Annotated in this window: 12 protein-coding genes and 1 other RNA gene; 6 read left to right on the top strand and 7 right to left on the bottom strand. The window is 26.8% G+C overall.

Annotated features, from left to right (window positions below; translation table 4 throughout):
* Positions 1-228: 228 nt before the first annotated feature.
* The 4 genes from ACSH4Z_RS01325 to rplA all read left to right on the top strand — a co-directional run bounded on the left by ACSH4Z_RS01325 (position 229) and on the right by rplA (position 6,637).
* Entirely contained in the window at positions 229-3,198 is a 2,970-nt protein-coding gene (locus ACSH4Z_RS01325) for a DEAD/DEAH box helicase (RefSeq protein WP_438340822.1), read from the top strand.
* Between the two features lie 767 nt (positions 3,199-3,965).
* The gene (locus tag ACSH4Z_RS01320) at positions 3,966-5,207 is read left to right on the top strand and encodes a hypothetical protein (RefSeq protein WP_438340821.1); all 1,242 of its coding nucleotides are present in this window, start codon (positions 3,966-3,968) and stop codon (positions 5,205-5,207) included.
* A 294-nt stretch (positions 5,208-5,501) separates the two neighbouring features.
* Positions 5,502-5,945 carry a 50S ribosomal protein L11 gene (rplK, locus tag ACSH4Z_RS01315; protein WP_438340820.1) on the top strand — a complete coding sequence of 148 codons (444 nt, stop codon included), beginning with the start codon at positions 5,502-5,504 and terminating at the stop codon, positions 5,943-5,945.
* Positions 5,945-6,637 carry a 50S ribosomal protein L1 gene (gene rplA / locus ACSH4Z_RS01310; protein ID WP_438340819.1) on the top strand — a complete coding sequence of 231 codons (693 nt, stop codon included), beginning with the start codon at positions 5,945-5,947 and terminating at the stop codon, positions 6,635-6,637. Before rplK ends, rplA begins: the two co-directional genes overlap by 1 nt.
* A 108-nt stretch (positions 6,638-6,745) precedes the next feature.
* Here rplA and eno read toward each other — a convergent pair whose 3' ends face one another.
* Positions 6,746-8,122, bottom strand: coding sequence for a phosphopyruvate hydratase (eno, locus tag ACSH4Z_RS01305; RefSeq protein WP_438340818.1), 1,377 nt, complete (start codon positions 8,120-8,122; stop codon positions 6,746-6,748).
* A gap of 150 nt (positions 8,123-8,272) precedes the next feature.
* Here eno and ACSH4Z_RS01300 point away from each other — a divergent pair, with 150 nt between their 5' ends.
* Positions 8,273-8,974, top strand: a complete 702-nt coding sequence (locus tag ACSH4Z_RS01300) for a hypothetical protein (protein ID WP_438340817.1) — start codon at positions 8,273-8,275, stop codon at positions 8,972-8,974.
* A gap of 48 nt (positions 8,975-9,022) precedes the next feature.
* Positions 9,023-10,456 carry a trigger factor gene (tig, locus tag ACSH4Z_RS01295; RefSeq protein ID WP_438340816.1) on the top strand — a complete coding sequence of 478 codons (1,434 nt, stop codon included), beginning with the start codon at positions 9,023-9,025 and terminating at the stop codon, positions 10,454-10,456.
* Positions 10,457-10,871: 415 nt separating this feature from the next.
* Here the strand turns inward: tig and hpt are convergent, their stop codons facing one another.
* The 6 genes from hpt to smpB form a co-directional block, all read right to left on the bottom strand.
* Positions 10,872-11,426 carry a hypoxanthine phosphoribosyltransferase gene (gene hpt / locus ACSH4Z_RS01290; protein ID WP_438340815.1) on the bottom strand — a complete coding sequence of 185 codons (555 nt, stop codon included), beginning with the start codon at positions 11,424-11,426 and terminating at the stop codon, positions 10,872-10,874.
* Positions 11,396-12,067 carry a deoxynucleoside kinase gene (locus ACSH4Z_RS01285; RefSeq protein WP_438340814.1) on the bottom strand — a complete coding sequence of 224 codons (672 nt, stop codon included), beginning with the start codon at positions 12,065-12,067 and terminating at the stop codon, positions 11,396-11,398. Before ACSH4Z_RS01285 ends, hpt begins: the two co-directional genes overlap by 31 nt.
* A gap of 158 nt (positions 12,068-12,225) precedes the next feature.
* Positions 12,226-13,098, bottom strand: a complete 873-nt coding sequence (locus ACSH4Z_RS01280) for a tetrahydrofolate dehydrogenase/cyclohydrolase catalytic domain-containing protein (protein ID WP_438340813.1) — start codon at positions 13,096-13,098, stop codon at positions 12,226-12,228.
* A gap of 2 nt (positions 13,099-13,100) precedes the next feature.
* Positions 13,101-13,277, bottom strand: a complete 177-nt coding sequence (locus ACSH4Z_RS01275) for a DUF2188 domain-containing protein (protein WP_438340812.1) — start codon at positions 13,275-13,277, stop codon at positions 13,101-13,103.
* 624 nt (positions 13,278-13,901) lie between these two features.
* Positions 13,902-14,295, bottom strand: a transfer-messenger RNA (tmRNA) gene (gene ssrA / locus ACSH4Z_RS01270).
* A gap of 1 nt (position 14,296) precedes the next feature.
* Complete coding sequence (gene smpB, locus ACSH4Z_RS01265) at positions 14,297-14,728, bottom strand: SsrA-binding protein SmpB (RefSeq protein WP_438340811.1); 432 nt, start codon at positions 14,726-14,728, stop codon at positions 14,297-14,299.
* Positions 14,729-14,735: the final 7 nt, after the last annotated feature.

Here is a 14,735-nt window from a genome sequence, read left to right as displayed (position 1 = left end):
TATTTAATAAATTATAAGAGCTATAAATATCAATACATCAAAAAAACAAAATAAATTGACATTTAATAAATACTGCTTCATAACTACTTTTTTAAATAAAACATTTTTATCAACTATAATGTATTTAATAATATTAAATTATTTAAATAACGAGAAACATTATGATTAGATGAGTCATATTTACAATATTAAAATTAAACTTGTATATGATTACATTGTGGAGATATAATGAACCCTATAAGCATTAAAGACAATATTCTTGAGCATTGAATAATGATTGAAAAACTTAGCGAAGGTAATTGAAATAAAAAAGATTATTGCGAGATTAAACTAGATAAACAAAACGATAATTATTATGACTATTTTAATACGATTTTAAAACAAGAAACTAAGCAAAAAAAGGAAAAATATTTAGTTTTTATTTTTAACACATTTAATTCAAAAGAACTAATTGATCTTCTAAACAAAAAACATAATACTAAAATTAATGATGATGAATTAGAATCAATAGGAAATAATAAATTCAGTTTTGCTATACGTTTTAATAATAATCTTGAAATAGAAAAACAATCCACTTTCTATACTTGAAGTGCATATATTAGAGAGACCAAGAGTGATTTAGAATTTAATTCTATGTCTAAATTTAAAGAAAAAGAACATGAACTTTCAGATGATATTGAAAATATATTTAAAAAGAAAGAAACCGAAGATTTAAAAGCATTTTTTAATAAAGCATTTCAAAAATTAATACAAAATTACAATATTGATGTTAATCTTTCCAGATATAAAATAGTAAATGATGATGAAGATGATGCCTTATTGCATTCATTTTTTATTGATGACTTAGTAGAAGCTAAAGGAATATCAACACAAAATCTAGACAAATATTTATCATCATCAAAAGAAGAAAATAGCAATGAATTAATAAAAATAAATTTAGATAATAAACAAGCTGATGGTATTAAACAAATCAAAGAAATTTTAGATCCTAAGAATTATCCATGTTCAAGATTTCCAAGCAATGTAGAATATGCGCTTTCATTAATGCAACAAATTGCAGTAAATCTATCGACAAGTAAAAACTATGAAAATATTAAAATGAAAAGTGTAAATGGACCTCCAGGAACAGGAAAAACAACCCTACTAAAGGATATATTTGCTGAGCTAATTACTCAACAATCTCTCGAAATATGCAAGCTAGATTCAAAGATAATTAAGGATGTTTTTTATAAAGAAATTAAAATTTTGCCTACACAAATTGCAAATAAGAGCATTTTAATAGCAAGTTCAAATAATGGAGCTGTGCAAAATATAGTAAACGAATTGCCTCTATTGGAAAATGTTGACAAAGATCTAGCAAATGAGATAAAGAATGCTGATTATTTTTACAAAACTGCTAATGCAATAACTGAAGAAAAAGATAATAATGAAGGTATTTCCAATAAGCATAAAATCTCAAAAGAAAAATGAGGTCTTTTTTCATTGGAAGGCGGCAAAAAGAAGAATATTATAGAAATAATAAAAGCTGTCGAAAATATCATAAAAGAAATATACCAGCAAGAAAATAACAATTCAAATGTATATCAAGATTTTTTAAATTTATATAATGACATTAAAAAAGCACAAAATGATATACAAATGCACATAAACCTTTTAGCTAAAATAGAATTAGAAATACAAGCTTTAATTGACGATTTCATGAAGGATAAACCTAGCGATAAATTTGAAAATAGAAATCTTAATATAGAATCAATTAAAAACGCAATTAATGAAAGCCAAAAAGAGATAATAAATTTAATAAATAATAACCATAATGAATTAAAAAATATAAACAAATCTATCGAAAATTTAAAACTGCAAAAACCAAGCTGAATAAGTAAATTATTTAAAACAAAGAAATACAAAGAATTTAATGAAAAATTAAACTCCTATTTAAATCAACGCGTTAAAATATGCGACTCACTATTATCTCTCGAATCTAAAAATAATAACATAGGCAAAAAAATCGATAGTATCAACAGAATGCTAGATCAAAAAAATAAAATCCAAGATTTTTTTATCAATAAGAAAATTAATAAATTTAATGCAATTAATGACAACAATGTATTTCAAAAAAGTAACCCATGATTTAACAAGAATTTTAGAATCAAACAATCAAAATTGTTTATTTTGGCGCTAAAAGTCAGAAGACAATTTTTATATGAAAATAGGGAGGCTTTAAAAAGCGCCGTTAAAATATGAAATAATAAAATCAAAGGAAAAACTATTGATAAATGCGAGTGTTTAGTGGAAGCATGAAATTGAATTAATATGGCTGTACCCGCAATTAGTTCAACCTTTGCAAGCATAAGGACAATGTACAAGAATTTTCCAAAAGAATCAATGGGATTTTTGTTTATAGATGAGGCGGGCCAAGCGGTTCCACAAGCAGCGGTAGGTGCAATTTTTAGAACGAAGAATATTATTGCTGTTGGTGATCCATCGCAAATTGAACCAGTTTCAGTATTAGACCAAAATACCTTAAAATGAATAAAAGAAAAATATAAATTGCCTTATGGTCTTAATAGCTCAGTGCAAGAAATTGTTGATAATCATAGCAAATATGGATTTTATAAGAAAAACGGAGATTGGATTGGCATACCTCTTTGAGTACATAGAAGATGTCTAAGTCCAATGTTTGATATTTCAAACGAAATTTCCTATGAAGGAAATATGGTCCAAGGAAAAGAAAACGGTAAACAAAAAAGCTACAATGGATTTTGACTTCATGTTAAGGGAAAAGCCATAAACAAACATTATGTAAAAGAACAATGTCAAGTTTTAAAAAAATATTTATTTAAAATAAAAAACCGTGATGCAAATTTAAAAGATGTCTTTATTATTTCTCCTTTTAAAGCAATAGTAAATGAACTTAAGAGAAATCTCAATGATTTAATTAATAAAAGTAATATAGGAACAGTACATACTTTCCAAGGAAAAGAAGCTAAAATTGTTTTTTTAGTGCTAGGTTGCGATAAAGATAGTATAAATTCTGCTCAATGAGCTGTTGGCAGCAATAATCCAAATATTATGAACGTAGCAGTAACACGTGCAAAAGAGGAGTTTTATATAATTGGTGACAAGGAAGTATATGAATCACTCAATAGTGATGTAATTAAAACTTGCTGAAAACACCTAGAAATTGTAAATGAGCAATAAAAAATTATATGAATATTGAGTTTATTTATATATGTTTTAAATGCCGAATCAAGTTATTTAAGAACCGATATTTTTCCTAGGTTTTAATATTAAGGATATTGTAAAAAAGAATCTAGTTATTTTTAGTTTTAATAAAGAGCCCAAAAGGAATGATTTACAAATATACAAAAGATAGTCAAACACCTCTAAAATAAAAGTCCAACTAATCAATTTAGTTTTAGCAATGTTGAAGCACTAATTAAAAAATTTAAATTAAATGTAATAGAAGCAACAAAGGAAAAGCTAAAAATTTTTACAAAAAATAATAACCAAAAAGTAGAAAAACCTTTAACAGACTTGATAGAAAATAAAAACGATTTGTATACAAGCAAGTGTATGGTGATGAATTAATTGATAATTTGCTTAAAAAATTCATATGATGATTTAAAAAAATGCAATTAAAAAATTAAATAAAAAATCATAAATCTATTTTAATTTAAGGTGGATTTATGATTTTTAAATCTTAAAATTGGGAAAATAAAAATGAATTAAATAATATAATTTTGATTTATATTAGAGACATTTTTGCAATAAATATATTTTTATTAGATCAAGGTCGTAAATTAGAATAATACTAAGTAGTAAAAAGTGCCTTTATAAATGCCTTGGCTTTGTCTAAAATTTTGGTCATAATTAGAGCATCAATCATGAAATTTTGCCAAAACAAAAAAAAAAAAAAAATACTATAAAATTTGCTTTATTAAACTTAATTAAATATAAGGAGAAAAATGAAAAAAAGTAAATTACTTTTTCTAGGATTTTTACCTGTTTTGGCAACACCAGTTATAGCTCTATCATGTGCAAATCCTGCTAAACCGGAAAAACCAGATAAACCAGAAAAACCAGCTGAACCAATGAAACCAAAAAACCCAGAAACAAAAACCCCTCAACAAAAAACACCAGATAAACAAGGCGATACTGATCAATCAATGCAAGGCGATTCAGAGAATGATAAGCCAATTAAACCAGAAATTGAAACACCTGAATCAATTCAATTTAACAAAGACAAACAAGCAGTAATGCTTTTCGCTGAAAAAATTTCTAAGGTTGATATTTCAAAAGATAACTTTATTGATGAACTTAAAAAAGAAGGGGCTGCGGCATTTGAAAAACTTGGTAAAAGTGATTATTATTTCAAAAATGTTTTAACAAAAGCATTTTCATTATTAATTAATCTTGACGATATCATTAAAAAAGATAAAAATCCAAATGTAATTATTCAATTATTAGGTGAAATTGATAACATTTTTACAAAAAGCTTATTCAAGGGACAAATCGATCCTCAACTTAAAAAAGAATTTAACAAAAATGTTAATTTAGGTGTTGAATTGAATAAACTTAATGTTAATTCGGATAAAAAATCAATAGAAGAATTTCAAAAATTACTTGAAGATGAAAAAAAATTAAATGAACTTCTGAAAAAATTTGATATTCAAGAATTTAATTACAAAGATGAAAAACTTAAAGATGCGCTTGAAAAAACTAAACTTTTACAGATAAATAATATTCCACCACAAGCAAAAATTCAATTATTAGGAGAAATTAGTAAGCTATTAACAAAGACAGCAAGTGATTTACTTTTCCCTAATGGTGAAAATTTAAAATTCGAAGAAAAAACACAACAAGAAAAACAAATCGAAGAAGTTAAAACTATTGTTTCTATGGTTAAAAATCTAAAAATAGAAGCAAATGAATCTAGTTTTTCAAACCTTAAGAAAATGCTTGAAGAATACAAAGAAAATTACAAGAAAGATAATGATAAACTTTCTAAATATGGCCTTGAGGGAAACTCATATAATGAAAAATCAATTGACGAAGCAATAAAAACAATTGATGAACTAATCAAACTTTCAAAAATGAATAATTTACCAGATGGCAATAATAAAAAAGATCCAAACCTAAAAATTCAATTGCTGGATCATTTAGTTAGATTATTAATGCCAAGTAGTGCTGACTTTTTACAAAACTAAAGCCTTAGTAATTTTGTAAAGGTTATTATAAAGGTATCCGAATGTGGATACTTTTTTTTATAAATTTAGTTAGAAAAGCATAAAAATTTCTAAAAATTACTAATATAGAATTCTTATTATGTCCACATTATGACGATATTATTTATTTTGATTAAATTTTAAGATAAATATAACGAGTTTATTTTTATAAAATAAGTTATTTGCTATAATTTCTAGGTGCAATGTAAAATTGCCTAAAATGTGGAAGAATTTATTAATTCGTTTGAACCACAATTATCGAAAGGATTTTTAAAAATGGCAAAGGAAATAGTAAAAAAAGCTAAATTACAATTTTTAGCTGGACAAGCCAAACCGGGCCCTGCATTAGCAGGTGTTGGTATTAACATGCCTGAATTTACTAAGGCTTTTAACGACCAAACAAGAGACAGAGGTTCGGAACCAGTTCCTGTATTAATTACAGTTTATAAGGATAAATCATTTATTTTTAAATTATTTACTTCACCAACATCATATAAATTGATTCAAGCTTCAAAAATTAAAAAAGGTAGTGGAGTTCCAAACAAAGAAAAAGTTGGTTCAATTACTTTGGAACAATTAAAAGAAATAGCGGAATATAAAATGCCAGATATGAATGCAATAACTCTAGAAGGCGCTATGCATCAGGTTGCTGGAACTGCTAAAAATATGGGTATTACAGTTGAAGGTTATGAAGAATGACTAAAAGGAAGTGCTAACTAATGGCTAAGAGAGTTACAAAGAACGCTAAAGTTTTAAAAACATTAGTTAACAAAAAAGATATTTACCCTTTAGCAGATGCAATTGAATTAGCTAAGAAAGCTTCATTTGCAAAATTTGACGAATCATTAGATATTGCTATTAAATTAAATTTAGACACAAGAAAATCAGACCAACAACTACGTGGAGCTGTAGTGCTACCAAATGGTACTGGTAAAAGCATTAAAGTTTTAGTGGCTACTGATGAAGTTTCAGCGCAAAAGGCGGCATTAGAGGCTGGAGCAGACTTCGTTTATTCATCTTCAGAACTACCAGAAATTTTAAATCAAGATAAATATGAATTTGATGTGATTGTTGCCGATCCAAAAATGATGCTTGTTTTAGGAAAATATGGTAAAAAGCTTGGTCCAAAAGGTTTAATGCCAAACCCAAAGACAGGAACAGTTACAACAAATCCAGTTAAAGCTGTTGAAGAATTGAAAAAAGGTAAAGCAAATTACCGTGCTGATAAGGGTGGAATTATCCATGCCTCGGTTGGTAAAAAATCAATGCCTACTGAATTGTTGGCTCAAAATGCTGAAACCATAATTCAAACAGTTAAGAGATTAAAACCACAAACTGTTAAGGGAACATATGTTTTAAACATTGTAGTTTCTACTTCAATGGGTGCTGCTGTTAAAGTGAAAATCGATTAATTTGTTTTAAAAAACTTGGCCAAAAAGCCAAGTTTTTTAAAACAAAAATAATAAAATTAGACCAAACCCATAACAATTGGGGATTAGGTCTAATTTTATTTTGATATATTATTTTAAATTATAAAATGTTTCTCTTCCTTTAAACTTAGCTCTATTACCTAGCTCATCTTCGATTTTTATTAATCTGTTATACTTAGCGATTCTATCAGTTCTTGACATTGAACCAGTTTTTATTTCTCCAGTGCTAAATGCTACTGATAAATCAGCAATAAATGTATCTTCTGTTTCGCCAGAACGGTGTGAGATCACAGGAACTAAATTAGCTTCTTGAGACATCTTGATTGCTTTAATTGTCTCTGTTAATGAACCAATTTGGTTAATCTTAATTAATGAAGCATTAATTGCTTTTTTAGTAATAGCTTCCTTTATATATTGAGGATTTGTTACAATTAAGTCGTCCCCTACTAACTGAACCTTTTCGCCATACTTCTCATTCATTGCAATAAAACCGTCCCAATCATCTTCATGGTGTGAATCTTCAATTGAAATGATAGGGTATTTATTAATCAATTTACCAAAGTAATTCACAAGTTCTTTAGTTGTAAATTCGTATTTATTTTTAGCATATTTTTCAAAACCAGCTCTTTTATCTAATAATGCCTTCTTAAATTTCTTAAATACATACTTCTTCGTCTCTGAATCATATAGTTCCGAACATGCAGCATCCAAGCAAATTGCAATCGAATTTACGCCTTCTGTTGCGGGATTAAAACCAGCATCCTTAATTGCTTTAACAAGAAAATCAAGTGCTTCCTCATGGGTATGTAAATTAGGTGCAAAACCACCCTCATCACCTACTTGTGTTCCGTGTCCTGCCTTCTTAAGTAATTTAGCTAATGTATGAAATACTTTATTTGCCATTTGCAGAGAGTGTTTAAATGATTTAGCCCCTACCGGCATAATCATGAATTCTTGAAAATCAATGGTATTTGAAGCGTGTTCACCACCGTTAATAACATTTAACATCGGCACCGGCAAAGTAAATGAACTTGCGCTAATTTGTTTTAAAGAAGCCAGATATTCATATAATGGCTTTTTAGCTTCGATTGCAGCTGCTTTTGCGCATGCTAGAGATACAGCTAAAATTGCATTGGCACCAAATTTTGATTTTGTTGGAGTACCATCAGCATCAATCATAATATTATCAATCAACTCTTGATTTTTTACATCATGCCCAATTAATAAACTAGCTATTTCATTATTTATATGATCGCAAGCACTTTGAACACCCTTTCCACCAAATCAATTATCTTCATATTTTGTTCCTTTATCACGTAGTTCTAAAGCTTCCTTTGATCCAGTTGATGCGCCCGATGGCACTAGAGCTTCAGCGAAAGCTTTTTTAGTGGTTATCTCAACCTTAACTGTTGGATTCCCTCTACTATCTAAAACTTCATATGCATATATTTTCTTAATTTTAGACATTCCTATTCTCCTTAAAAATTCTTTAAAAATAAAATTAATTTTCGTCATCTAATAACGTTAATTTTTTTATATATAAATTATAGAATTATTTATTAATTTAGAAGCAACATTATTTATTTTAATAATGTTAATAGTGTAAAATTTTATATTATGGATTTAATAGAAAAAGAATTTAATGATTTCATTGATAAAATAACAGAAATAAGATATGACGACCCGCTCAAAGCAATTTATCTCTTAGATAACTCGAGAAATAAATTTGTTATTGATGCAATGCAAAAAGAAATTGACGCTTTCAGAAATACTATATTATTTCAGATTAAAAAAAACAATTTAAAAACAAAAACCAATTTAGATACTTTATCACTAATTAATTCATTAAAAAACAAAAAAATGGATTATATTTTTATGCTTAACTATAATGAATTAAAAAATCGAGATATAAATGAATATCTATCTGAATTTCAATTCTTTTTTAATGGAGATGGTTTTGACAATGGAGGATTTCAAACGCTAATATATGATTTATTGCAAACAAAGAATGTTGATTACAATTACAAAGTTAATAATATAATAATTAATCCTAAAATAGATGGTTCATTTTTAAAAAATGAGGCAATTGCTAAACTGGAAAAAGAAATATTAACAATTTACAGCAATGATGTAGCAAAAAGCAAAATCGCCAGACAAGTATTCAGTGCATATTTATTCAAAAATTGAATTAATATTTTAAAAAATAAAACTATTAGCGAATATGAAGAAATAATCAACGTTACTAAGGTTTTATTTGGCGAAAGTGATGAAAATTCACTATCAGATAATGAAAAATCATTATATTCATTATTTAAATAAATAATGTTATAATAATAACAATATTTTTTATTCAAGGAGAACAAAAAAATGTCAAGAAAATTCAATGAGGAAAATACCGAATTAATTATCGATTATACCATTAATGGCGAGGAGTGAACCAAGGCCTATGAAAAAGCCCAAAAATCATTAGCTAATGATGTTACAATTCCTGGATTTCGAAAAGGTAAAGCCCCTTTAAAAGAAGCTCTAAAAAGAGTTGATCCATTTAAAATTTTTAATAAAGTAATTCATGATAAATTTGATGATGTTTATAAAAATCATATAATTACTCAAATTAAAGACGAAGATAAAATTATTAATGATTATCACCCTAGTTTTGATGTTAGTGATTATTCTGACCAAGGTGCCACATATGTATTTAGATTCCCTCTATTTCCTAATGTAAATTTAGGTGAATATAAGAAACTTAATACTAAGTTAAACATTGCAAACATTGATAAAAAGATGATTGAAGGTACCAAAGAAACAATTTTAAAAAATTACGCTGTTTCCATTGAATCTAATGAACCAATAAAAATGGGTGATAGTGTAAATTTTGATTTTACTGGTTACATTAATGGTGAAAAATTTGAAGGCGGAGAAGCTGAAAAATTTGACATAGTAATAGGATCAAATCAATTCATTCCTGGCTTCGAAGAACAAATGGTCAATCTAAATCGTGGTGAATCAAAAGATATAAATCTTAAATTCCCTGAAACATATCATGCAAAAGAATTGGCTGGAAAAGATGTAGTCTTTAAAGTAAAAATTAATTCAGTTAAAACAAATAATTACCCAGAGGTAAATGATCAATTCTTAAAAGAAGCAAAAATAAATCCATTAGTAAACACTATCGAACAATTTAATGAATATGTTGAATTTGAAGCAACAAAAGCAGTTTTACAAGTAGCTTCGCAAACCTACACAGATGAAGCAATCAACGAAATCATCAAGAACTCTTCAATAACAATTTCTAACATAATTATTAATGAAGAAGCTGAAAAATATTATAAAAGTTTTATTCAACAACTAAAACAAAAAGGGATTAGCGAAAGAGATTATTTTGAATTCACAAAAACCAATAAAGAGGATGTTCTAAAAACATATCAAGATGAAGCCTTTAAAAATCTTTTTAAATCATTTGTTTTAGGAAAAATTGTAGATGAGGAAAATCTACAAATCACTGATGAAGAATATGAAAATAAGGTTAATGAAATAGCTAAATCATATAATTTAAAACCAGAACAAATAAAAACCTTTGTATCAAAGAAATCATTGGAACAAAATGAACTACCACATAAAATTTTTACTTTACTAGTTAAATTTAGCGATTCTGAAAATTATGAAAAATATAGAAAATTAGAAGAAAATATAAAACAATATGAAAAGAATGTTGAACAAGCTATTGTTAAAATGGTACAATCAAAACCTAAGGACAATGATAAAGAATCAACAACTAAGGCTGACAAGGCTGAAAAATAGATAAACGCAAAAATAAAAATGCAAGATTAAATTCTTGCATTTTATAATTTCTTTTAATTATTCGGCAATAAGTGTATGCTTTGTGTATCAAGCAACAACTCTTTGTGGCAGATAAAGAAAGTATAAAAACCAAATGTTACAATACCTAATAGTCATTATTTAATAAATGAACCAAATAATTTGTCCACCTGTTCCATCAAATTTCAATCTTCTAGCACCTATAATGGTGTGGTTTGCAATAAATTTTTGTCTTGCACAATAAACTCATGGTATAGCAATTCCTAATGTAAAAACAAGTTATAAAATAATTCCTCAACGGAATAAAAAACTGTAAAAAATCAATGTTTTAATGCTGAAACCTCATATATTGAAGAAGGCTCATTTTTGTTTGTTTTTTTCCTTTATTTAATCACAATTAAATAATGCTTTTTTTAATTGTGCCTATATAAGGAAGCTGTCTCATTTTTTCTTCTCAATCAAAACCAAAACCAACAACAAAGTCTTCTTTTTGAATAATGAAACCATAATTATCAGGCTCAAATTCCACAATTCTACCACTAGGTTTATTTAATAAAGTAAGGACCTTAAGACTCTTAGGATTTCTAGATTTCAAAATTGACACAACCTTAGTCATAGTTTTTGCTGTATCGACAATATCTTCAACTATTAACACATCACGACCCTCGATATTATTAACAAGATCAAGAATTATCTTAACATTTCCTGATGGTTTGTCTTTCCCATCATATGAACTAGTTATCATAAAATCCGTAATAAAATCTATGTTAATTGTTTTTATCAATTGAGCATAAAACGGTAAGCATCCTTTTAATAAACCGACAAGAATTAAGTTATTTGAATTTTTATATGTTTCATTAACTCAATTGCTTAGTTCAATTATTTTTGATTCCAATTGTTCTTGGTTGAAAAGAACTTTTTCTATTCGTGGATCAATTGTCTTAACTGCCATTGTTTTTCCTCTTCATCAATAATTTTTACTACTTGCTTATATACCTCATCCTCAGATAAATTGTTTGTATCGATAATTTTGTAATTAAGTTGAAAATCATCAGCAAGTTCTCTAAAAATTTTATAATAATTTTCATGCAAGTTCTTGAAATAATCGTAATTAAGATCTCAATTATCTATTTCAATAGCTCTCCCTCGCTCAAAAATTCTTTTCTTAAAAGTATCAAAACTTATATCAAGAAATATTACTAAGTCCGGTAATTCGCTTTTTGTAATTAACTTAGAAAATAAGGCTTTGAAGCCATCAAAATATTTAGGTTCCTTTTTACTAAGAATTAACTTAGCAAAAATATAATGTTCAATAGAAAATCTATCCAAAAACAAATGCCGATCTATATCGGGTTTATCTTGCAATTTATTATAAATTTCCATAAATTTTGCTGAATGGTTTTCAATAATAAAACTTTGAAAACTAATAGTTAAATTTTGTTTCTTCTCATATAATCACTTTAAAAAAGTATTGAATACCTCATCATTTTCTTCAAATTCATTCAGTAGTAAAGAATTTTTATAATGATTAGCTAATTTGGAAGAAAGCGAACTTTTTCCCGCAGCAATCATTCCACTTATTCCTATTATCATAAAGACCCCCTAAATAAGAAAACTAAAAATATTTAAATTATTTTACTAAATGTTGTAATCAAAAAATAGTAAAAAAATAAAAAATAGCAATTTGTGTAATATGCTATTTTTTTATAAAAAAACAGTTAATAATTATATTAAAAAACATATAAAGTTAATTATAAATCTATCAATATTTTTGATAAAAAATTTGAATCGTTTTGCATATCATATGCCTTAACCAAATTAAGCATTAAGGCAATGATAGTCATGGGTCCAACACCGCCAGGTACTGGAGTTAAATATGATATTTTGTTATTTATCTTAGAAATATCAATATCACCGACAATTAAACCATTTATTCGATGTATTCCTACATCAATAAGGACAACATTATCCTTTAATTTTATTCCGTCCAGGCAGCCACGGCAGCCAGTTGCTACAACAACTAAATCATTCAATAATAAATCGTCCTTCGGAGTATTAATATCATATCTTCTTACATGAGACCCATTTTGCTCAAAATAATCAGCAAGCGGCTTTCCAACTATCTTGCTTTGACCGACAACGGCAATATTCATATTATTAAAATTAATTTGGTATTTTTTTAATAATATAACAACACCAAGAGCTGTAGCAGGGAGAAATGAATTAAAATTAGTTAGAAAATTTGCTTCTTGGTTCCATTGTGTCAAACCATCAATGTCCTTAGTTATATTAATGCAATTAAGTAAATCTTGTAGATTTTTGACTTTATCCGTTTGCAAAGGAAGCTGAACTAAAAAACCGGTTGTTTCTTTGTTCAGAATATCAATACTATGCTTTATTTCTTCTTCTGATACGTTTCTATTTAATTTTATTAATTTTGTTTTAAACCCAAGGAAATGAGCAATATTTAATTTATGCTTTATATATATATTAGATTCCTCAAGATCACCAACCTGTAATATACCTAAAATTGGCATTTTATCTTCTGCCATGTTTTCAAATTGCTTTTTTATTTTAGTTTGTATTTCTTCCTTAGTTTTTTTACCATCTAAAATATTGTACATTTTTATACTTTTCTAAATGCACCAGTCTTACTTTGCACATTAATTGATGTTGTATCCTTCAATGATTTTGCATAATCCATAGCTTCTTTTTGCGTTTTAAAAACTCTCAAAGCTCTTTGTCCTTTTGGGTTTTTTACTGCCCATCCATCAGGATGATTTACGACTAATCTCACTGCCATTATTTTTCCCCTTTTATTTTAAAATTTACAATAAAAATACTTTATATATTATAAAATCATACATTATTTTTTAATTAAAAATAAGCTATTTTATTTAAAAAAAATAAAAAAACTTTTTTTGTTATTAATATATTTTTTTATCAAAAAACCGGATTAAATTATTTTCTAAACTTTACATCAAAAAATAGCAATAAAATAGGTTTTTACGATAATTGTAAAATTTAACTTAACAATTCGGCGAGATTACAATTGTTATTTTGAAATAAAGCCACCACAAATCAATAATTTCATAAATTTATTTATTTGCTAAATATCTTAAATATTTTAAAATTTGCTATCTCCCAAAATTTTAAAAGGCCATTTCTTTCGATATCTTTTGAGTTTTTTGTAAATTGAAAAAATAAATTTTAAGGAGTTTTTTTAATAATGGCGACTCTTTAGCTTTCTGCATCTATCATTTTACTTGACGTTGGTATATCGGTGATTCCTCTTATTTAGTTATTAATATTGCTATTTGTCTAATAAAAATTTTTACTATAATTTTTATCTAATTATTTTTATAATTGATTCTTAACATAAACAAAAAAACATGATGCCAAGGCATCATGCTAGTGTATTTACATTTGGTGGAGATGCGGGGAATTGAACCCCGGTCCATACATTGTAATATTTCAATATCTACAGTTTATTCTATTTTTATGCTAAACCAGTTTTAATTAAAATAGAAAAAAAATTAAAAGGGTGTCAGTTTATTTGAGTCATTCAGCCCTTAACTGAAACAGTACTGAATCAAGCCCAACACAACAAAATTCTTAAATGCGGGCCACATTATAAGATTTTGACCAGATTTTAATTAAGCAAATACTGGATTTAATTGACGATTCATAACGTTTGTCATGAAGTAGTCTTTTTCTTTTTTGTTTTCTAAGTTTGCATTTAAAAAAGCCTAGAAGTATTATGGTTTACAAGACCACTGCAATTGAAATACGTAAATATTTGTCGAAGCCATTACATCCCCGTTAATATATTTTTCTAAGGTTTCTTTTTAGCTCTTCTTGTTTAATTTTTTCACGTTTATCGTATTTTTTTAATCTTTTAGCCAAAGCAATTTCAACTTTTATATAATTGTTCACTCAATAAATCGAAAGGGGAACCATTATTAAGCCTAATCTATCAATTAAATTACTTATTCTCAAAATTTCTTTTTTATGCATCAATAATTTTCTTGATCTATCCAATTCGCCCTTAACTAGCATATATTGAGAAATATACAAGTTATTAATCCAAACTTCATTTTTGTTGCTAATAGAGCAAAAAGCATTATCCATTTTTGCATTTTGTGCCCTCAAACTTTTTACCTCTCAACCAAGTAATGAAATTCCTGCTTCATAAGTACTATGAATCTCATAATCAAATTTAGCAAATTTATTTTTTATAATTAACTTTGGCATAAATAAT

The organism is Mycoplasma sp. 125, assembly GCF_051549845.1.
Lineage (GTDB): Bacteria > Bacillota_I > Bacilli_A > Mycoplasmatales > Metamycoplasmataceae > Metamycoplasma.
This window is presented reverse-complemented; position numbering and strand designations above follow the sequence as displayed.